The organism is Stenotrophomonas sp. Steno-Z10-HUANG (assembly GCF_056393075.1).
Genome location: NZ_JBWJPA010000003.1, coordinates 102977 through 124159 on the forward strand (window position 1 = coordinate 102977; position 21183 = coordinate 124159).

The 21183-nt window shown below is 68.0% G+C and carries 17 protein-coding genes; 3 read left to right on the forward strand and 14 right to left on the reverse strand.

What is annotated here, in order from left to right:
• Window positions 1-109: 109 nt before the first annotated feature.
• From guaA to ndk, 11 genes are all read right to left on the reverse strand, one after another.
• On the reverse strand, window positions 110-1675 hold the full coding sequence (gene guaA, locus AC06E6_RS05570; protein ID WP_240212017.1) for a glutamine-hydrolyzing GMP synthase: 1566 nt from the start codon (window positions 1673-1675) through the stop codon (window positions 110-112).
• A gap of 106 nt (window positions 1676-1781) precedes the next feature.
• Window positions 1782-3239, reverse strand: coding sequence for an IMP dehydrogenase (gene guaB, locus AC06E6_RS05575; RefSeq protein ID WP_104940209.1), 1458 nt, complete (start codon window positions 3237-3239; stop codon window positions 1782-1784).
• 184 nt (window positions 3240-3423) lie between these two features.
• Window positions 3424-4308: a bifunctional methylenetetrahydrofolate dehydrogenase/methenyltetrahydrofolate cyclohydrolase FolD gene (gene folD / locus AC06E6_RS05580; RefSeq protein WP_240212016.1), complete on the reverse strand. Its 885-nt coding sequence runs from the start codon at window positions 4306-4308 to the stop codon at window positions 3424-3426.
• Between the two features lie 81 nt (window positions 4309-4389).
• The gene (moeB, locus tag AC06E6_RS05585) at window positions 4390-5529 is read right to left on the reverse strand and encodes a molybdopterin-synthase adenylyltransferase MoeB (RefSeq protein WP_478060717.1); all 1140 of its coding nucleotides are present in this window, start codon (window positions 5527-5529) and stop codon (window positions 4390-4392) included.
• A 99-nt stretch (window positions 5530-5628) separates the two neighbouring features.
• Window positions 5629-7029, reverse strand: coding sequence for a ribosome biogenesis GTPase Der (gene der / locus AC06E6_RS05590; RefSeq protein ID WP_161613707.1), 1401 nt, complete (start codon window positions 7027-7029; stop codon window positions 5629-5631).
• A gap of 12 nt (window positions 7030-7041) precedes the next feature.
• Complete coding sequence (gene bamB / locus AC06E6_RS05595; protein WP_240212014.1) at window positions 7042-8238, reverse strand: outer membrane protein assembly factor BamB; 1197 nt, start codon at window positions 8236-8238, stop codon at window positions 7042-7044.
• Window positions 8238-8879, reverse strand: a complete 642-nt coding sequence (locus AC06E6_RS05600; RefSeq protein ID WP_104938967.1) for a YfgM family protein — start codon at window positions 8877-8879, stop codon at window positions 8238-8240. Before AC06E6_RS05600 ends, bamB begins: the two co-directional genes overlap by 1 nt.
• Window positions 8880-8937: 58 nt before the next feature.
• Window positions 8938-9789: a RodZ domain-containing protein gene (locus AC06E6_RS05605; protein WP_478060560.1), complete on the reverse strand. Its 852-nt coding sequence runs from the start codon at window positions 9787-9789 to the stop codon at window positions 8938-8940.
• Window positions 9790-9795: 6 nt separating this feature from the next.
• Window positions 9796-10587: a type IV pilus biogenesis/stability protein PilW gene (gene pilW, locus AC06E6_RS05610; protein ID WP_237723439.1), complete on the reverse strand. Its 792-nt coding sequence runs from the start codon at window positions 10585-10587 to the stop codon at window positions 9796-9798.
• On the reverse strand, window positions 10580-11797 hold the full coding sequence (gene rlmN, locus AC06E6_RS05615; RefSeq protein ID WP_104938968.1) for a dual-specificity RNA methyltransferase RlmN: 1218 nt from the start codon (window positions 11795-11797) through the stop codon (window positions 10580-10582). Before rlmN ends, pilW begins: the two co-directional genes overlap by 8 nt.
• Window positions 11798-11820: 23 nt before the next feature.
• Window positions 11821-12246 (reverse strand): nucleoside-diphosphate kinase, encoded by a 426-nt coding sequence (gene ndk, locus AC06E6_RS05620; protein WP_104938969.1) that lies wholly within the window; start codon window positions 12244-12246, stop codon window positions 11821-11823.
• Between the two features lie 209 nt (window positions 12247-12455).
• Between ndk and AC06E6_RS05625 the strand changes: the two genes are divergently transcribed.
• The 3 genes from AC06E6_RS05625 (at window position 12456) to AC06E6_RS05635 (ending at window position 16796) form a co-directional block, all read left to right on the forward strand.
• Window positions 12456-13109 carry a TetR/AcrR family transcriptional regulator gene (locus AC06E6_RS05625; RefSeq protein ID WP_240212012.1) on the forward strand — a complete coding sequence of 218 codons (654 nt, stop codon included), beginning with the start codon at window positions 12456-12458 and terminating at the stop codon, window positions 13107-13109.
• A 31-nt stretch (window positions 13110-13140) separates the two neighbouring features.
• Window positions 13141-15513: a 3-hydroxyacyl-CoA dehydrogenase/enoyl-CoA hydratase family protein gene (locus AC06E6_RS05630; protein ID WP_240212011.1), complete on the forward strand. Its 2373-nt coding sequence runs from the start codon at window positions 13141-13143 to the stop codon at window positions 15511-15513.
• Window positions 15514-15587: 74 nt separating this feature from the next.
• Window positions 15588-16796, forward strand: a complete 1209-nt coding sequence (locus AC06E6_RS05635; protein WP_240212010.1) for an acetyl-CoA C-acyltransferase — start codon at window positions 15588-15590, stop codon at window positions 16794-16796.
• A gap of 617 nt (window positions 16797-17413) precedes the next feature.
• Here the strand turns inward: AC06E6_RS05635 and galU are convergent.
• From galU to AC06E6_RS05650, 3 genes are read right to left on the reverse strand one after another with little or no spacing between them, the layout of a single operon-like run.
• A complete protein-coding gene (galU, locus tag AC06E6_RS05640; RefSeq protein WP_240212009.1) occupies window positions 17414-18292 on the reverse strand; it encodes a UTP--glucose-1-phosphate uridylyltransferase GalU in 879 nt (292 codons plus the stop codon).
• Window positions 18292-20193 carry a polysaccharide biosynthesis protein gene (locus AC06E6_RS05645; RefSeq protein WP_240212008.1) on the reverse strand — a complete coding sequence of 634 codons (1902 nt, stop codon included), beginning with the start codon at window positions 20191-20193 and terminating at the stop codon, window positions 18292-18294. The genes galU and AC06E6_RS05645 overlap by 1 nt, the downstream gene beginning before the upstream one ends.
• A gap of 2 nt (window positions 20194-20195) precedes the next feature.
• Entirely contained in the window at window positions 20196-21182 is a 987-nt protein-coding gene (locus AC06E6_RS05650) for an MraY family glycosyltransferase (protein ID WP_240212007.1), read from the reverse strand.
• Between the last annotated feature and the right edge of the window lies 1 nt (window position 21183).

Genomic DNA, 21183 nt, shown 5'->3' on the forward strand with positions numbered 1-21183 from the left:
CTGCGCACCAGGTTGGTACGCACTGCCATACAGGGCGGAGGCCAGGGCCTGCCGTTGGCCCCGGCTCACCCGTCCCGCGCACTACCCGGGACAGGCCCTCAACCGCGGATCACTCCCACTCGATCGTCGCCGGTGGCTTGCCGGAGATGTCGTAGACCACGCGCGAGACGCCGCGCAGTTCGTTGATGATGCGGTTGGACACGCGGCCGAGGAAGTCGTACGGCAGGTGCGCCCAGTGCGCGGTCATGAAGTCGATGGTTTCCACCGCGCGCAGCGCAATCACCCATTCGTAGGCGCGTGCATCGCCGACCACGCCGACCGACTTCACCGGCAGGAACACCGCGAACGCCTGCGAGGTCCTGTCGTACAGGTCGGCCGCACGCAGTTCCTCGATGAAGATCGCATCGGCCCTGGCCAGCAGCTCGGCATATTCGCGCTTCACCTCGCCGAGGATGCGCACGCCCAGGCCCGGGCCCGGGAACGGGTGGCGGTAGACCATGGCGCGCGGCAGGCCGAGCTCGACGCCGAGGCGGCGCACTTCGTCCTTGAACAGCTCGCGCAGCGGCTCGACCAGCTTGAGCTTCATGTCTTCCGGCAGGCCGCCCACGTTGTGGTGGCTCTTGATCACGTGCGCCTTGCCGGTCTTGCTGCCGGCCGACTCGATCACGTCGGGGTAGATCGTGCCCTGCGCCAGCCACTTGGCGTTCTTCAGCTTGGCCGACTCCTCGTCGAAGATCTCGACGAACAGGTTGCCGATGATCTTGCGCTTGGCTTCCGGGTCGCTGACCCCTTCGAGCGCCTTGAAATAGCGGTCGGCGGCGTTCACCCGCACCACCTTCACGCCCATGTTCTCGGCCATCATGCGCATGACCTGGTCGCCTTCCTGGAAGCGCAGCAGGCCGGTGTCGACGAACACGCAGGTCAGCTGCGCGCCGATGGCCTTGTGCAGCAGCGCGGCGACCACCGACGAATCGACGCCGCCGGACAGGCCGAGGATCACCTCGTCGCTGCCGACCTGCTCGCGCACGCGGGCGATCTGGTCGTCGATGATGTTGGCCGCGGTCCACAGCGTGGCGCAGCCGCAGATGTCGGTGACGAAACGCTTGAGCAGCGCCGAACCCTGCCTGGTGTGGGTCACTTCCGGGTGGAACTGCACGCCGTACCAGCGCTTTTCCTCGTTGGCCATCGCCGCCACCGGGATGCGGTCGGTCACCGCGGTGATGACGAAGCCCGGCGGCACGTGGGTGACGTGGTCGCCATGGCTCATCCACACGTCCAGGCGCGGTTCGCCGTTATGGTCGGACAGCCCGCCGAGCAGGCCGTCGTGGCCCAGCAGCTTCACTTCGGCATGGCCGAACTCGCGCTGGTCGGCGGCCTCGGTGCCACCGCCCAGCTGCTTGGCCATGGTCTGCAGGCCGTAGCAGATGCCCAGCAGCGGCAGGCCGCTGTCGAACACTTCCCGCGGCGCGGCTGGCGCGCCGTCCTGCGTGGTCGATTCCGGGCCACCGGACAGGATGATGCCCTTGGCGCCGAACGCGGCGATCTCGGCCGGATCGTGGTCCCAGGCCCAGATTTCGCAATACACGCCGAACTCGCGGATGCGACGCGCGATCAGCTGGGTGTACTGCGCGCCGAAATCGAGGATGAGGATCTTGTCGTTGTGGATGTTGGTCATGGGGCCTGGAACGATGAGTCGGAAAACGGGGGCGATGCGGATGCCGGCGGCGTATAGAGAAAGAGGAACGGGACAGCGGTCCTCGTTCCTCTTCGCTCGTTCCGCGTCAGGCGCGGTAGTTCGGCGGTTCCTTGGTGATCTGCACGTCGTGGACGTGGCTCTCGCGCTGGCCGGCGCCGCTGATCTTCACGAACTTCGGCTTGCTGCGCATCTCCTCGATGGTGCCGCAGCCCACGTAGCCCATGGTCGCGCGCAGGCCGCCGACCAGCTGGTGGATGATGCCGCCGACCGGGCCGCGGTACGGCACGCGGCCCTCGATGCCTTCCGGCACCAGCTTGTCGGCGGTGGCCGCATCCTGGAAATAACGGTCCTTGGAGCCTTTTTCCATCGCCGCCAGCGAACCCATGCCGCGGTAGCTCTTGTAGGAGCGGCCCTGGAACAGCTCGGTCTCGCCCGGCGATTCCTCGGTGCCGGCCAGCAGGCCGCCGATCATCACCGTCGACGCGCCGGCGGCCAGCGCCTTGCCGATGTCGCCGGAATAGCGGATGCCGCCGTCGGCGATCAGCGGGATGCGGTCCTGCAGTGCTTCGGCGACCAGATCGATCGCGGTGACCTGCGGCACGCCGACGCCGGCGACCACGCGCGTGGTGCAGATCGAGCCCGGGCCGATGCCGACCTTGACCGCGTCCGCACCGCAGTCCAGCAGCGCCAGCGCCGCCTCGCCGGTGCAGATGTTGCCGCCGACGACCTGTACCTGCGGGAAGTGCTTCTTGACCCAGCGCACGCGGTCCAGCACGCCCTGCGAGTGGCCGTGGGCGGTATCCACCACCAGCACGTCCACCCCGGCGGCGACCAGCGCCTCGACCCGGCGGTCGGTATCGCCACCGACGCCGACCGCGGCACCGACCAGCAGGCGCGTGGCCGCGTCCTTGGCCGCGTTGGGGTTGTCGGTCTTCTTCTGGATGTCCTTGACCGTGATCAGGCCGCGCAGTTCGAACGCGTCATTGACCACCAGCACCTTCTCGATGCGGTTCTTGTGCAGCAGCGACAGCACCTCGTCCGAGGCCGCGCCCTCCTTCACCGTGACCAGCCGGTCCTTCTTGGTCATGATGTGGCGGACCGGATCGTCCAGTTCGGTCTCGAAGCGCATGTCGCGGTGGGTGACGATGCCGGCCAGCAGGCCGTCGCTGCCCACCACCGGCACGCCGGAGATGTTGTGCGCGCGGGTCAGCGCCAGCACTTCGCGGATGCTGGTCTCCGGGCCGACCGTGATCGGGTCGCGGATCACCCCGGATTCGAATTTCTTGACCTTGGCCACTTCGGCCGCCTGCTGCTCCAGCGGCAGGTTCTTGTGGATGATGCCGATGCCGCCGAGCTGGGCCATGGCGATGGCCAGGCGCGCCTCGGTGACCGTATCCATGGCCGCCGAGACGATCGGCAGCCGCAGCCGAAGGTCGCGGGTCAGGCGCGTGCCGAGGTCGACATCCTTGGGCAGGATCGTGGAGTGGGCGGGGACGAGCGAGACGTCGTCGTAGGTCAGTGCTTCAGCCTGGATGCGCAGCATCGGCATACCCGAGATGTGGGGAAGCGCGTCATTTTACCCTTGTTCGGGCGCCGATGGCAGGGGGCCGGTGCGACGCAGTGTCGCGCCGGCACCGATGGTTCAGGGCCGCGGCCACGGCCGGCCTGCGCCCGCGCGGCAGGCACCGGTAAGAACCGGCAGGGCGGTGGCCGCCGCCGGTGGCCGTTCAGCCGGCCGCGTCGGCCGCCTCGATGGTGTTCTGCATGAGCGTGGCCACCGTCATCGGGCCGACGCCGCCCGGCACCGGGGTGATCCAGCTGGCGCGGCGCGACGCCGCTTCGAACCCGACGTCGCCGACCAGGCGGCCATCGTCCATGCGGTTGATGCCGACGTCGATCACCACCGCCCCGGGCTTGACCCACTCGCCCGGCACCAGTTGCGGGATGCCCACCGCCACCACCAGGATGTCGGCGTTGCGCACCGCCCGCTCCAGCTCCTCGCGCGGGGTGAACTTGTGGCAGCTGGTGACGGTGCAGCCGGCAATCAGCAGTTCCAGCCCCATCGGCCGGCCGACGTGGTTGCTGACCCCGACGATGGTGGCGTTGCGTCCGCGCACCGGCTGGTCGGTATGCGCCAGCAGGGTGATGATGCCGCGCGGCGTGCACGGGCGCAGGCCGAACTCGCGCAGCGCCAGGTGCCCCACGTTCTGCGGATGGAAGCCGTCCACGTCCTTGCGCGGGTCGATGCGCTGGATCAGCCGGTTGGCGTCGGCGATGCCCGGCAGCGGCAGCTGGATCAGGATGCCGTGGATCTTGGGGTCGGCGTTGAGCCGGTCGATCAGCTCCAGCAGCTGCGCCTCGGTCGTGCCCTCGGGCAGGTCATGGTCGAATGCCTCGATGCCGACCTTCTGCGCGGCACGACGCTTGTTGCGCACGTACACCGCCGAAGCCGGGTCGCCGCCGACCAGCACCACCGCCAGCCCCGGCCGCGAGCGCCCGGCCGCGATCCGCGCGTCCACGCGCAGCTTCAGGTCGTCGAGCAGTTCTTCGGCGATGCGGCGGCCATCGAGGATGCGGGCAGTGGCCGTGGAGGCGTCGGCAGGCAGGGTCATGGGCGTGGAGGCGGGAACGGGCCGGCTATTGTCCCCGATTCGGCGCGGCGCGACATCCCGCCGCGCGCCCGGCAGCCGCGATCAGCCGCGATGGGCGCAGAACGCGGCGTAGTCGATATAGCCGGGAAACGCGCGGCCCGGCGCGCAGACCGGGCAATCGGGATCCGGATGCACGCGGGTCTCGCGGAAGCGCATGCCCAGCGCATCGAAACGCAGCAGGCGCCCGGCCAGGGGCTGGCCGATCTCCAGCAGCAGCTTGAGCACTTCGGTGGCCTGGATCACCCCGGCCAGCCCCGGCAGCACGCCGAGCACCCCGGCCTGGGCGCAGTTGGGCGCGAATTCGGGCGGCGGCGGCTCCGGAAACAGGCAGCGGTAGCACGGCGCCTGCCCGCGCCGGCGGCCGGCATCGAACACCCCGACCTGGCCGTCGAACCGCTCGATCGCGGCGTACACCAGCGGCCGCGCGTGCTTGATGCAGGCGTCGTTGAGCAGGTAGCGCAGCGGGAAGTTGTCCGAACCGTCCAGCACCACGTCCACGCCCTCCATCAACGCGTCGACATTGGCCGACGTCACCCGCTGCGCGATCGCCTCCACCTCGATGTAAGGATTCAGCGCCAGCAGCCGCGCGCGCGCCGACTCCACCTTGGGGCTGCCGATGGCGGCATCGGCGTGGATGATCTGGCGCTGCAGGTTGCTGCGCTCGACCACGTCGTCGTCGACGATGCGCAGCCGCCCCACCCCGGCCGCGGCCACGTAGAACGCGGCCGGCGCGCCCAGCCCACCGGCACCGACCACCAGCACGCGGGCGCGCTGCAGGCGCCGCTGCCCGGCCTCGCCCACCTGCGGCAGCAGCAGGTGCCGCGAATAGCGGTCGTAGAAGTCGCGTTCGCCCGCGTCGAGCAGCGGCTGCACCAGCGGCAGGCCCGCCGCCCGCCACGCGAGCGTTCCGCCGGCAACCGACGCCAGGTGCGTGTAGCCGGCCGTCTGCAAGGCCACCGCCGCATCCAGCGAACGCCTGCCACTCTGGCAGATCAGGATGATCTCCTGTTGCGGCGACGGCAGGGCGCTGGCGGGCGCGGCCAGCAGGTCGCCAGCGGCAACCCCGCGCGCGCCTTCGGCCATGCCGCCGGCGCGTTCGTGCGCTTCGCGCACGTCGATCATCACCGCGCCGGCCAGCTGCCGGGCACGGGCCTGTTGCGGGGTCAGCTCGCGGATGCTCATGGCGGGATTATCGGCCATGGCTCCGGCGCGCGCCGGGATTCATCCCGCCATCGGCAGGGCACAAACGAAAAGGGCGGTCCTGCGGCCGCCCCTGCGTGATCACTTCCTGCCTTTGACGTGCTTCATCAGCCGCCGCTTGGCCTTGACCTGGCGCTCGGTCAGCACGTTCTTCTTGCCCTCGTAAGGGTTGGCGCCCTCGCGGAACAGGAACGTCACCGGCGTGCCCACCAGCTTGAAACGCTTGCGGAAGAAGTTCTCCAGGTAGCGTTTGTACGAGTCCGGCAGCTCCTTCAGGCGCGTGCCGTGCACGATGAAGGTCGGCGGGTTGGTGCCGCCCGGGTGCACGTAGCGCAGCTTGGAGACATGGCCGCGGATGCTCGGCGGCGGGTTGCTCTCGTAGGCGATTTCCAGCGCCTTGTTCACTTCGCTGGTGCTGAATTCGTGGGTGGCCGAGGCGTGCGCGCGGTGCACCGCGCGGAACAGCTCGCGCAGGCCCGAACCGTGCTTGGCGGAGATCCGCACCACCTCGGCCCAGGGCACGAAGCCGAGCTTGAGCGAGAGCAGGGTTTCGGCCTGTTCGCGCTGGTAGTCGGTCAGCCCGTCCCACTTGTTGATCGCGATCACCAGCGCGCGCCCGGCATCGAGCACCGCGCCCAGCACGCTGGCGTCCTGGTCGGTGACGCCTTCGCTGGCATCGAGCATCAGCACCGCGACCTGGCACTCCTCGATCGAGCGCAGGGTCTTGACCACCGAGAACTTCTCGACCACTTCGTCCACGCGCGATTTGCGGCGCAGGCCGGCGGTATCGATCAGCCGGTACAGGCGGCCGTCGCGCTCGAGATCCACGGAAATCGAATCGCGGGTGGTGCCGGGCACGTCGGAGGCGATCATGCGCTCCTCGCCCAGCAGGCGGTTCACCAACGTCGATTTGCCGACATTGGGACGGCCGACGAAGGCGATGCGGACCCGTGCCGGGTCGTCGTCCAGGGTCTCGGTCGTGCCCTCTTCGGGCAGGCGCCCGACGATCTCCTCGAGCAGGTCGTCCAGGCCCTGGCGGTGCGCGGCCGAGACCGTGAGCATCTCGCCGAAGCCATAGCGGGCGAATTCCGAGCGCACGTCCTGCTCGTCGGTGCCGTCGATCTTGTTGATCAGCAGCAGCGTGGGCCGCGACAGCTTGCGCAGCCACGCCAGGATCTCGTCATCCAGCGCCGAGGTGCCATCGCGGGCATCGACCACGAACAGGATCAGGTCCGCCTCGGCGGCGGCGGCGCGCGCCTGCCGCGCGGTGGCGCCGGCCAGGCCCTCCTCTTCCTCGGCGATGCCGCCGGTGTCGACGATCAGGAACGGGTTGTCTTCGTCGAGCCGGCACACGCCGTAGTTGCGGTCGCGGGTGACGCCGGGCTGGTCGTGGACCAAGGCGTCACGCGTGCGCGTCAGGGCATTGAAGATGGTCGACTTGCCGACATTCGGCCGTCCAACCAGGGCGACCAAAGGCAGCATCGCTTGGACTCCTTAGTTCGCCAACCGCCAGGCGGTCAGCTTGCCGTCCACGTTCTGCACCAGCAGCACGCCTTCGGCGACGATGGGTTGCGCGACCACGGGGTCGCCCCCGCTCTTTTCACGGGCCGCCAGGGCGCCATCGCCCATCTGCAGCCAGTGCAGGTATCCCTTGTAATCGGCGACCACGACGTAATCGCCCTGGATCGCCGGGCCGGTCACCGAGCGCCGCGCCAGCGCCTGCTGCGACCACATCGCCGCGCCCGAGGTCTTGTCCAGGCCGTAGACCGTACCCTTGCCGTCGGTGACCACCACGTGGCCGGAGGAGACGGCCAGGCCGCCACCGCCGCCATGGTCGCGCGACCACAGCGGACGCCCGCTCGGGCCTTCGATCGCCAGGGTCTGGTTCTTGAAGCTGGTCACGTACAGGTTGTTGCCTTCCAGCACCGGGGCGCCATCGACGTCGGCCATGCGCTCCAGTTCGGTACGCCCTTCCGGGGTGCCGATGGTCTGCTCCCACAGCGGGCGACCGTCCTGCATGGCCAGCGCCGCCAGGGTGCCATCGTCGTTGCCGATGAACAGCACGCCCGGGCCCGCCACTACCGGCGCGTTGCCGCGCACGGTCAGCGAGGGCAGCTCCTGCGCATTGAACCAGCGCCGTTCGCCGCTGCCGGCATCCAGCGCGGTGGTGCGGCCGTCGTTGCTGCGCACGAACACCAGCCCCTGCGCGACCGCCGGGGCGGCGATGATCTCGCCGGGGACGCGCGCGCGCCACTTTTCGCTGCCGTCGGCCGCGTCCAGCGCGATCACCTGGCCGTCCAGCGTGCCGATGACCACCAGCCCCTCGCCCACGCCCGGGCCACCGGACAGGCGCAGCTTGGCCTTCTTCTTTTCCTTGGCGGGCGTGTATTCCCACACCTGCTTGCCGGTCTGCAGGTCGAGCGCATGCACGCCGCCTTCGACCGCCGCGGCATAGACACGGCCATCGGCCACGGCCGGTGCCTGGCGCACGCCGATGCGGCCTTCACCCTTGCCGACGTTGGCCGACCAGATGCGGTTGACCTTGAGCGTGGGCTCGAACTTGACCAGTTCGGCCGGCTCCAGCGCCTTCTTGGCCTCGGCATCCTTGCCCGCGAACCAGCCCTTGACCGTCGAGCAACCGCTCAGCGCCACCGCGACCAGCGCGATGCCCGCCACATGCTTGAGTTTCATCAGTTCTTCTCCGCCGCAGGGTCGGCGACGGTACCGCCGGCGTCCATCAGCTTGATTTCGAGCAGGCGACGCTGCGGCGCGGCGACGTCGAGCTTGGCCAGCGACTGCGCGTACAGCTCGCGCGCCTGCTCGCGCTTGTCCTGCGCCACCAGCGCGTCACCGCGGATCTCCAGGCTGGCGCTGTCATCGGCCTTGCCAAGCAGGGCCTGTGCTTCGGCCGCCTTGCCGGTTTCGATCAGCAGGCGGGCAATGCGCTGGTCGATCAGCAGCTTGAACTCGCCTTCGACCTTCAACCCGCGCAGGGTCTTGATCGCATCGTCGTTCTTGCCCGCCTCGACCTGCGCCTTGGCCAGCTCCAGCGCGGCGAGGTCGGCATAGATGCCGGCCTTGCTGCCTTCCAGCGCCGCCACTTCCTTGGCGGCCTCGTCCAGGTTCTTGGACTGCAGGCTGCGGCTGACCGCGTCATAGCGGCTGTTGGCCTGCGCCAGCTTGCCCACCTGGTCGTTCTGCCACCACTTCCAGCCCATGATCAAGGCCAGCGCAAGCACCACCCCGCCAATGATCCCAGCGCCGTTCTGGCGCAGCCAGGTGCGGACACGTTCGCCTTGTTCATGCTCGTCGAGCAGGTCGTCAATCGCCATGCGTAACTCTCGCTCCACTCCTGCCGGGGGAGCCTTGATGTTTTGATCTGCGCTTGTTTCAGTGCGAAACCGGCGCCACGGAGCCGTCAGAGGATACCGTAAAGCGGGCCACATTATTACCGCTTGTAAACGGCGCCAGGTCGACATTGCCACCGCTCTGGCGGAAGTCCACTTCCGAAGCGTTGCCTACTTTCATGCGGCCGACCTGACCGGGACTGTAACTGCGCTTCTCGCCGGCGCGGATCAGCGCCTTCTCGACGATGGAACCATCCGGCGCGGAGACCTCGACCCAGCTGTCGCCGCGGAACTCCAGGCTCATGCCCGCCGACGCCAGCGCCTGCGGCTCCGCCGCCTGCCGCGCGAGGGGCGCCATCGATGCGATGTAGGGCGCCCGCTCCTGCTGCGGGCGTGCCGCCGCTTCGTCGCTGCCGGCGCTACCGGCAGCGGCCACCGACGCCGGGTCCGGTACCACGTCCAGCGACGCGGTACTGGGCGGCGCATCGCCGAACTTGCTCTGGAAGGCGTACCAGACCGGCACCGCCAGCACCGCGGTGATCACCACGTACACCGCCCGGCGACCGAGACTCTCGACAACCCGGCGCACGCGCGGGGTATGCGTATGGCTGACCAGCTTGGGCGGCTCGACCGGCGCGATCCGCGCCTGCTGCAGCAGCCCGTCCAGGTTGACGCCCAGCAGCCGCGCATAGCTGCGCAGCTGGCCACGCACGAACACCGGCGCGCCCAGGCGCTCCCAATGCTCCTGCTCCAGCGCGGCAACCACCTGCACCGGCATGTGCAGCCGCCCCGCCACTTCCTCCAGCGACAGGCCAGCCGCCTGGCGCGCCTGGCGAAGCTGCTCCCCGCAGCCCACCGCCCCCTCAAAAGCGTTCATACCCGGATCATTGCTCACAATGCATCAGCCCTGGGAATTCGGGGTTGCGCCGGCAGGAAATTCCTCACGCAACCGCTGCTGGTATCGGCTGACGGCACTGCTGTCGCCCAGCCGTTCTTCAATCTGAATGGCAAGTTGTAACACGGAAACCGTGGCCGGCGCAGCCGCCAGGCGCCGCTGGTAGAACGCGCGCGCCTCGAAATAGCGCCCCAGCCGGAACTCGTTGCGCGCCATCGCCTCCAGCGCATATGCGTTGTCCGGGTCAAGTTCCAGCGCCTGGCGCAGGTCCTGCCCGGCGCGCTCACCCTGTCCCGCTTCCAGCGCGCAGCCGCCCGCGTTTGCCAGCGCGTCGGCACGTTCCTGGTAGCCGGGATCGGCCACGGCGCGGTCGAACCAGACCAGCGCCTCGGCCGGATGGCCGTTGGCGCACAGCCAGGCGCCATAGTTGTTGAGCACGTCGCCCTGGCGTGGCGCAAGCTCGGCGGCGCGCCGGTACAGCCGGCCGGCCTCCTCCATGTTGCCCCGCCGCCCTTCGATCACCGCCTGCAGGGTGTAGGCCGCCGGATCGTCCGGCGCCAGCCTCTGCGCCGAGCGGGCGTGTTTGAAGGCGCCATCCAGGTCGCCCCGGCCCAGCCGGTCCCCAACCAGCCGCAGCAGTTCCTGGTAGCGCAGGCGCGCGCGCACCTGGCGGTCGTCATGCACCTCTACGGGCTGCGCCATCTCCTGGCCCCAGCGGACCCTGGTCGCCTTGGTGCCATGCCCGCAGCCGGCAAGCAGCAGCAGGACCAGCACCGACGCGAGCAGGCGCTCAACCAAGCGCGTCCCGCTGCGCCGGGGGCGCGTCCTGGGCCTGCAGCAGCCGGTTGAACTCGGCCTGGCGACGGGTGCGATCCATCACCTGGCCCTTGAGCTGGCCGCAGGCGGCATCGATGTCGTCGCCGCGGGTGCGCCGCACCATCGTCAGTACCTGCGCGTCGAGCAGGATCTTCTGGAAGGCGCGGATCTGCTCCTCGTCCGAACGCTCGTAGCGGGTGCCCGGGAACGGGTTGAACGGAATCAGGTTGACCTTGCCCGAGTCCTTGGCCTGCACCGCGTTGTCGAACTGGCGCATCAGCCGCGCCAGCTGGCGGGCGTGCTCGGGCTGGTCGTTGATGCCCTTCATCAGGGTGTATTCGAAGGTCACCGAATCGCGCTTCTTGTTGCCGCGCAGGTAGCGCGCGCAGGACGCCATCAATTCGGCGATGGGGTACTTTTTGTTGAGCGGCACCAGGGTTTCGCGCAGCGCGTCGTTGGGCGCATGCAACGACACCGCCAGCGACACGTCGCTTTCGACCGACAGGCGGTCGATCTGCGGCACCAGCCCGGACGTGGACAGGGTCACGCGCTTGTTGGCCAGGCCGTAGCCCAGGTCGTCGCGCATGATGCTCATGGCACGCACGACATTGTCGAAATTCATCAGCGGCTCGCCCATGCCCATCATCACCACGTTGGTGAGGCGGCGCATCTGGTGCGGCACGTTGCCCAGGTGGCGCGCGGCGACCCACACCTGGCCGATGATCTCGGCGGTGGTCAGGTTGCGGTTGAAGCCCTGGGTGGCGGTCGAACAGAAGGTGCAGTTCAGGCCGCAGCCGACCTGCGAGGACACGCACAGCGTGCCGCGGGTCTTGTCCGGGATGTACACGGTCTCGATGGCATTCCTGCCATCCACGCCCATCGCCAGCAGCCACTTGTGGGTGCCGTCGGCGGACGGCTTGTCGAACACGACATTGGGGACGACGACCTCGGCATGCTGCTGCAGCTTGGCGCGCAGCGACTTGCCGAGGTCGGTCATCTGGTCGAAATCGGTGACGTAGCGGTGGTGGATCCACTTCATCACCTGGTGGGCGCGGAACTTCTGTTCGCCGAGCGTCTCGACGAAGAACGTCTCCAGGCCCGCGCGATCGAGGTCGAGCAGGTTCTGCTTGCCAGCCGCCGGCGTGGTTTTCGGCAGCGGCTGGATGGCGGGGGACTGTACGACCTCGTTCACGGCTTCAACCTTCTACGTACTGCTCAGCGCGAGACCACTTCGGTGGCGGCGAAGAAGTAGGCGATCTCGATCGCGGCGTTCTCGACCGAGTCCGAGCCGTGGGCGGCGTTGGCGTCGATGGATTCGGCGAAGTCGGCGCGGATGGTGCCCGGCGCGGCTTCCTTCGGATTGGTGGCGCCCAGCAGTTCGCGGTGGGCCAGCACGGCATTCTCGCCTTCCAGCGCCTGGATCATCACCGGGCCGGAGATCATGAATTCGACCAGCGCGTTGAAGAACGGACGCTCGCGGTGCACAGCGTAGAAGCCTTCGGCCTCGCGGCGCGACAGCTGCTTGTACTTGGCAGCCACGATCTTCAGGCCGGCCTTTTCGAAGCGGGCGTAAATCTCGCCGATCACGTTCTTGGCGACGGCATCGGGCTTGATGATGGAAAGGGTGCGCTCCAGCGCCATGGGAATTCTCCGGATTTGGGGCCGGTCGGCCCGAGGGTACATGAAAAAAACCCGCGTGCGGACGCGGGCTTAGCCTGAATTGCGGTTGCCAATTCTAACGGGTGCCCGGGGGCTTTGCACAGCGTCAGATAAATGATGCTGCAAAGCAGCATGACCCTGCGCCCCACCGGGCGTAGCATCCAAACAATCGTTTGATTGACTGCATCGGCATGGGCAAACCCGCCAGCTTCTCCACCAAGGACCGCATCCTCTGCGCCGCCGAGGAACTGTTCGCGCAGTACGGCTTCGCCGGCACCTCGCTGCGGCAGGTGACCAGCCACGCCGACGTCAACATCGCCGCGGTCAACTACCACTTCGGCTCCAAGGAAAACCTGGTCAACGAGGTGTTCCGCCGGCGCATGGACGAAATGACCGCCGCCCGCCTGGCCCAGCTGGAGCAGGCCCGCGCCATCCGCCCCGGTGACCTGCGCGCGGTGCTGGCCGCCTTCGTCGAGCCGGCGCTGGCGATGGCGCAGGACCGGCAGAGCGGGGGCGCGTTCGTGCGGGTGATCGCCCGCGCCTATGCCGAGAAGAACGACAACCTGCGCAAGTTCCTGTCCGACCACTACGGCCACGTGCTGCGTGAGTTCGGCAAGGCCATCGGCGCCTGCGTGCCCGGCCTGAGCAAGGAAGAGCTGTACTGGCGGCTGGACTTCCTCGCCGGCGCACTGACCTACGCGATGGCCGATTTCGGCCTGATCAAGCGCCCGCACGGCATCAGCGAGGCCGCCCACCGCAGCAAGGCCGCCAATGAACTGATCCATTTCGCCGAGGCCGGGTTCCGCGCCAGCGCACACGGCGCCGCCACGCCCACCTCCCCCTGATTCCACCCGGTACCAACAAAGGCCCTACACCATGTCCAATTCCCTGCTGATCCGCCGCGCCGCCGTGCTGGGTGCCGGCGTCATGGGTGCCCAGATCGCCGCCCACCTCACCAACGCTGGCGTCGACACCGTGCTGTTCGACCTGCCGGCGAAGGAAGGCCCGGCCGACGGCATCGTGCTCAAGGCGATCGCCAACCTTGGCAAGCTGAGCCCGGCGCCGCTGGCCAGCAAGTCGCTGGCCGAAGCCATCACCCCGGCCAACTACGACTCCGGCCTGGAGCAACTGAAGGACTGCGACCTGATCATCGAGGCCATCGCCGAGCGCATGGACTGGAAGCAGGACCTTTACAGGAAGATCGCCCCGTTCGTGGCCGACCACGCGGTGCTGGCCTCCAACACCTCGGGCCTGGGCATCAACAAGCTGGCCGACGTGCTGCCCGAACAGCTGCGCCACCGCTTCTGCGGCGTGCACTTCTTCAACCCGCCGCGCTACATGCACCTGGCCGAGCTGATCCCGGCCACCACCACCGATGCCGCCGTGCTGGAAGGCCTGGAAGCATTCCTGGTCACCACCCTGGGCAAGGGCGTGGTGTATGCGAAGGACACCCCGAACTTCATCGGCAACCGCATCGGCGTGTTCTCGATCCTGTCCACCATCCACCACACCCAGCAGTTCGGCCTGGGCTTCGATGAAGTGGACGGCCTGACCGGCCCGCTGGTCGGCCGCCCGAAGTCGGCGACCTACCGCACCTCCGACGTGGTCGGCCTGGACACCATGGCCCACGTGATCAAGACCATGGGCGACACCCTGCCGAACGACCCCTGGCATGAGTTCTTCAAGTCGCCGAAGTGGCTGGATGCGCTGATCGCCAAGGGCGCGCTGGGCCAGAAGACCGGTGCCGGCATCTTCCGCAAGGTCGGCAAGGACATCGTGGTACTGGATCTGGAGAAGCAGGACTACCGTCCGGCCGACCGCGCCGCCGCGCCGGAAGTGGTCGAGATCCTGAAGATCAGGAACCCGGCCGAGAAGTTCGCCAGGCTGCGCGAGAGCCAGCACCCGCAGGCGCAGTTCCTGTGGGCGACCTTCCGCGACCTGTTCCACTACAGCGCCTACCACCTGGCCGACATCGCCGAGACCGCGCGGGACGTCGATCTTGCGATCCGCTGGGGCTACGGCTGGTCGCTGGGCCCGTTCGAAACCTGGCAGGCCGCCGGCTGGAAGCAGGTCGCGCAGTGGATCGCCGATGACATCGTCGCCGGCAAGAGCATGAGCAACGCCCCGCTGCCGGACTGGGTGTTCGATGGCCGCGATGGCGTGCACGCCGCCGAGGGCAGCTACAGCCCGTCGCGCAACGCCAAGCTGCCGCGCTCGTCGCTGCCGGTGTACCAGCGCCAGCGCTTCCCGGATCCGCTGCTGGGCGAAACGTTCGCGCCGGGCGAGACCGTGTTCGAGAACGACGGCCTGCGCATGTGGCACGACGGCGATGGCATCGCCGTGGTCAGCTTCAAGACCAAGATGAACACCGTGTCCGACCAGGTGCTGGACGGCCTGCAGGAATGCGTCAGCCGCGCCGAGAAGGATTTCCAGGGCCTGGTGATCTGGCAGCAGAAGGAACCGTTCTCCGCCGGTGCCGACCTGGCCGGTGCCCTCGGCCTGCTGCAGGCCGGCAAGGTCGACCAGTTCGAGGAAATGGTCGCCAACTTCCAGCGCACCAGCCAGCGCATCAAGTACTCGCTGGTGCCGGTGGTGGCCGCGGTGCGTGGCCTGGCGCTGGGTGGCGGCTGCGAGTTCCAGATGCACAGCGCCAAGACCGTGGCGTTCCTGGAAAGCTACATCGGCCTGGTCGAGGCCGGCGTCGGCCTGCTGCCGGCCGGTGGCGGCCTGAAGGAACTGGCCGTGCGCGCCTCGCAGGCCGCGGGCCCGGGTGGCGACGTGTTCGCCGAACTGAAGAAGACCTTCGAGACCGTGGCGATGGCCAAGGTCTCCAACTCGGCGGTCAACGCCAAGGAACTGGGCCTGCTGCGCAGCACCGACAAGGTGGTGTTCAACAGCTACGAGGCGCTGTACATCGCCAAGGCCGAAGCGCGTGCGCTGGCCGAGGCGGGTTACCGCCCGCCGCTGCCGGCACGCCGCATCCAGGTGGCCGGTGACGTCGGCATCGCCACCTTCAAGATGATGCTGGTCAACATGCTGGAGGGCCGCTTCATCAGCGCGTACGACTACGAGATCGCCGAGCGCATCGCCACCGTGCTGTGCGGCGGCAAGGTCGACCGCGGCACCGTGGTGGACGAAGAGTGGCTGCTGACCCTGGAGCGCAAGCACTTCGTCGAACTGGCCCAGCAGGAAAAGACCCAGGCCCGCATCGCGCACATGCTCAAGACCGGCAAGCCGCTGCGCAATTGATCGCCCTTCCCTGCTTTCGGTGGGTGCCGGCCATGGGTCGGCACCCCGGCTAAAAAATTCGAGAGATCACCACAATGACCAAGCAAATCCAGGACGCCTACATCGTCGCCGCCACCCGCACCCCGGTGGGCAAGGCGCCCAAGGGCATGTTCCGCAACACCCGCCCCGACGACATGCTTGCGCACGTGCTGCGCAGCGTCGTCGCCCAGGCCCCGGGCGTGGACGTCAACCGCATCGATGACGCGATCATCGGCTGCGCCATGCCGGAAGCCGAGCAGGGCATGAACGTGGCGCGCATCGGCGTGCTGCTGGCTGGCCTGCCCAACACCATCGCCGCGCAGACCGTGAACCGCTTCTGCTCCTCCGGCCTGCAGGCCGTGGCCCAGGCCGCCGACGCTATCCGCCTGGGCAACGCCGACCTGATGCTGGCCGGCGGCACCGAATCGATGTCGATGGTGCCGATGATGGGCAACAAGATCGCGATGGCGCCGAGCGTGTTCGACAACGATCACGTGGCCATCGCCTACGGCATGGGCATCACCGCCGAGAAGGTCGCCGAAGAGTGGAAGGTCTCGCGCGAAGACCAGGACGCCTTCGCCCTGGCCTCGCACCAGAAGGCCATGGCCGCGATCCAGAACGGCGAATTCAAGGACGAGATCAGCCCGTACGAGATCGTCTCGCACCTGCCGGACCTGGCCGATGGCCAGCGCATCATCACCCGCAACAGGGTCGCTGACACCGACGAAGGCCCGCGCCCGGATTCCTCGGCTGAAGGCCTGGCCAAGCTGCGTCCGGTGTTCCGCAACGGCCAGTTCGGCGGCACCGTCACCGCCGGTAACTCCTCGCAGATGAGCGATGGCGCCGGTGCCGTGCTGCTGGCCTCGGAGCAGGCGATCAAGGATTACTGCCTGACCCCGCTCGCGCGTTTCGTCAGCTTCTCGGTGGCCGGCGTGCGTCCGGAAGTGATGGGCATCGGCCCGATCGCCGCGATCCCGAAGGCCCTGAAGCAGGCCGGTCTGACCCAGGACCAGCTGGACTGGATCGAGCTCAACGAAGCCTTCGCCGCGCAGTCGCTGGCGGTGATCCGCGATTGCGGCCTGGACCCGAGCAAGGTGAACCCGCTGGGCGGCGCGATCGCCCTGGGCCACCCGCTGGGTGCGACCGGCGCGATCCGCACCGCCACCCTGCTGCACGGCCTGCGTCGTCGCCAGCAGAAGTACGGCATGGTGACCATGTGTATCGGCACCGGCATGGGCGCGGCGGGTATTTTCGAGGCGCTGTAAGGTTCAACGCGTTGCCGACTGATTGTTGGCGGTGGGGCGCGGGTGGGTGAGACTGCCCGGGACACGCCGTAACCCCAGCTCCGCGGTCCGGCCCAGCCGCTGGCGGCTGGGCGTTCGGGCGCTTGCGAAGCAGCGCTTCGCAAGCCAAGCGCCCTCACCCTTGGGGGCCCGATGGCGCCTTGCTCGTGTGTTCTGTCCTGCGCACACGGCAAGACCGGGATTGGGCGTTCTGCCCACCCCGCCCGAGGCATGCCTCGGGCCCATGGCGCCAACGGTCCCAGGCAGCTCTGCCAACCCGGCCCTCCCAGCCTCCTCGCGGCGGAGGGATGAGCAAAGGCAAGGTCAGAGTTGGGGTCAGAGCCCTTTGCTACGCAAAGGGGGGCTGACCCCAACAAGCAGAAAAGGCAGCCATGGGCTGCCTTGTTTGCTTTTGCTCTTGCCGTCCGCGCCCGCGGGAAACCTGACAGGCGGGACGGGTGGGCCTTTGCAGGACCGTTCGCCGCATGGATGCGGCGAACGAGCCCCCATGGACGGGTTTACGGCGTGTCCTGCAAAGGCCCACCCGTCCCGCCCATCACGTATCAATCAAAGCGCGAACGGAGCGCTTGATAAAACCCTTATTCCGCCAACATCGCCGCCAGCTTCTCCCGCGCCGGCCCGGCCAGCTTCGGGTTGTCCAGCGCGAAACGGATCGTCGCCTCCACCAGGCCCAGGTGCGTGCCGCAGTCGAAACGGGTGCCCTCGAAACGGTAGGCATCGACCTCTTCAGTCTTCAGCAGCTCGGCGATCGCATCCGTCAGCTGGATCTCGCCGCCGGCACCCGTCCGGGTCTGTTCCAGCAGCTCGAAGATCTTCGGGCTCAGCACGTAGCGGCCGACCACGGCCAGGTCGCTGGGCGCGTCCTCCGGCTTCGGCTTCTCGACGATCTGCGAAATGCGGCCCTTGCGGCCATCGAATGCGTCGGTGGCGACGATGCCGTAGCTGGCGGTCTTGTCATGCGGCACGTCTTCGACCGCGATCACGCTGGCGCCACTGGCTTCGTTCAGATCGGCCATCTGCTTCAGCGCGCCGTCGCCCCGGTTCCAGATCAGGTCATCCGGCAGCAGCACCGCGAACGGCTCGTCGCCGATCACCGCCTTCGCGCACAACACGGCATGCCCCAGGCCTAGGGCTTCGGCCTGGGTCACGAAGATCGCGCGGACGCCTTCGGGCAGCACGTGGCGGATCATCTCCAGTTGTTCCTGCTTGCCGGCGCGCTCGAGCTTCTGTTCCAGTTCGTAGGCCTTGTCGAAATAGTCCGCGACCGCATGCTTGTAGCGGTTGGTGATGAACACCAGCGTGTCGCAACCGGCTTCGATCGCCTCATCGACGGCGTACTGGATCAGCGGACGATCGATGATCGGCAGCATCTCCTTGGGAACGGTCTTGGTGGCGGGCAGGAAGCGCGTGCCCAGACCTGCGACAGGAAAAACCGCCTTGCGAATGCGTCGGGACATCAGTTCCTACCAGCCTCTTTGGGAAACGGGACAATATTGGTCCTGGCGCTTTGCTCCACCGTTTCGCGCAGGGGCGAATACTCGGGGATGACGGCAGACAGGATGGCCTGCATGGCCTCGGTATCATAGCTGGCTACCGCCTCGCGCAGCCGCGGCAGGCTGCCCAGCACGCGCTCGGTGGAGAACTCGCGCACGCCCGCCTCCAGCACCTTGGGATGGGCGGTGGGGCGGCTGTTCTCATCCGAGTAGAACAGGCTTTCGTGCAGCTTCTCGCCCGCACGCAAGCCGGTGTAGACGATGGCGATATCGGCACCCGGCTGCTGTCCTGCAAGGCGGATCATCTGCTCGGCGAGCACCCGGATCAGCACCGGTTCGCCCATGTCCAGCATGTAGATCGCGCCACGCGAGGACGAAGCCGCCGCCTGCAGGATCAGCAGGCAGGCTTCGGGAATCGTCATGAAGTAGCGGCTGACCTCGGGATGGGTCACGGTGACCGGGCCGCCCTTGCGGATCTGTTCGCGGAACAGCGGAACCACGCTGCCCACCGAGCCCAGCACGTTGCCGAAGCGCACGGTGACGAAGCGCGTGCCCTTCTTCTCGTTGAGGCTCTGGCAGATCATCTCGGCGTAGCGCTTGGTCGCGCCGAGCGCATTCGCCGGGTCGACCGCCTTGTCGGTGGAGATGAACACGAAATTGTCCACGCCCTGCTCCTGGCAGGCACGCGCCATGCATTCCGTCGCCAGCGTGTTGTTGCGGACGGCTTCGCGCATCTGCCCTTCCAGCAACGGGACCTGCTTGTAGGCCGCGGCATGGAACACGGTGTCCGGGCGATACAGGCCAAGCGCATGGCGGGCGACCGCAGGGTCGCCACAGTCGCCCAGCACGCACTCGATCTCCAGGTGCGGGAAGTTGCGGCACAGCTCGCTCTGGATGTTCAGCATGAGGATCTCGCTGATTTCCAGCAGCACGATTCTGCGCGCGCCATGACGCGCGCATTGCCGGCAAAGCTCCGAGCCGATCGATCCGCCGGCGCCGGTAACCATCACCGTGCGCCCGCGCAACCACCCCCGGATCAGCGCCCAGTCCGGTTGGATGGGCTTGCGGCCGAGCAGGTCCTCGATCGCCACCTCCTTCAACTGCCCGGGCAGCGAGTTTCCTTCCAGCACATCGCTCAGCTTCGGTACGGTCCGGAACGGCAGCCCGGTGCTCTCGCACAGCGCCACGATCCGCTGCATGCCGGCCGCATCCAGGGTGGGAATGGCGATCACCAGCAGTTTCGCCGCCGTTTCCCTGGCCACCGATGCCACGTCGGAGATGGTTCCCAGGATCGGAATGCCCTGCAGCTTGGCGCCCTTCAGGTGCGGGGAGTCGTCAAGCAGGCCCACGGGCTCGTAATCGCCCGATCGGCGCAGGTCCTTGACCAGGGCTTCGGCAGCGTGACCGGCGCCCAGCACCAGCACCCGGCGCGCGCGTGCATCGGAATGGATCGACTGATGATCCTTCCACGCGCGGTACAGCAGGCGCGGCCCGCCGAGCAGCGCCGCGAGCGCGAACGGATAGATCGCCAGCACCGACATCGGGATGCCGTTCAGGCGCCGGTAGCTGAATACCAGGACGATCGCACCGACGCCGAGGAAGCAGGCCTTGAAGATGTTGACCAGGTCGGTGACGCTGGCAAAGCGCCACAGCCCGCGGTACAGGCCCACGTAATGGAACGCCATGGCCTGCAGCAGCATCACGATGGCGACATCGAAACTGAACAGGGGAATGGCCGGCGCGCCCGCCAGCATCGCATAGCGGGCCACGTGCAGCAGCTGCCAACACGCCCAGACCATGACCAGGTCATGCAGCATCACCGCGATGCGTGGAAAATTTCCTGCCAGCCGTCGCCAGACCGCCATGGTCATCCTTCCCTATTGATCGACTTGTTGCGCAGAACGAACCAGAGACCCGCTGCCGCCGCCGCCCACGCAATGGCCGCCCACTGGCTCCATGGCGAAGGCAGCCGCACGGAAACAACGGTCAGCACGACTCCGGCAGCCCCGAACAATGCGTAGCCCAGTGTGACTGTGACGTGACTGTGGCCGGCTTTCACCCAGCGCTGGTAAAGGTGCTGGGTGTGCGCCTCCATCCAGCGCTCGCCCCTCAAAATGCGGCCCGCCAAGGTGAGCCCGGCATCGACCAGAAATGCGGCAAGCGGGATCAGCAGCACCGCCGGCGGGGCGCTGTGGCTGACCAGCCCGAGGGCCACCAGCGCGGCGAGCAGGTACCCCAGGGCGCCACTGCCGACATCGCCCATGAAAATCCGCGCCCGGGGAAAATTGAATGGGATAAAGCCCCCCACGCCCGCCGCCAGGACCAGCGCCAACGCGGCGACCGGCGCCGGCAGCACCAGGGCGTAGGCCAGCGCCGCCAGCAGCGCCTGCGTGGCGGCCAGGCCATCGATGCCGTCCATGAAGTTCCACACGTTGACCAGCCCGATGGCCAGCAGCGCGCTGAAACCGCCCAGCAGGAGGTCACCGGTCCCGTGCCAGACCAGCCCCCCCAGCAACATGCCGGCCAGCGCATGCACCGCCAGGCGCGGGAGCGCCGGCAGTGGCCGGTGATCGTCCCACCAGCCGATACCCGCCACCAGCAACAGTCCCGCGGAAAACACCGCGAGCGGCGGCGCGGCCGCCGGGGACAGGACGCCGATGCACAGGCAGGCCAGCAGTTGCGAGGCGACGATGGCGATGCCACCGCCACGCGGTGTCGCGACTGCATGGCTCCTGCGCTCCCCGGGCTGGTCCAGCAACTGTCGGCGCAGCGCATAGCCACGCGCCAGCGCCGTCAGCAGCGCCGCAACCACGAAGACCGATAAGAGGCCCGGTATCATCCACACCGGCTGCATG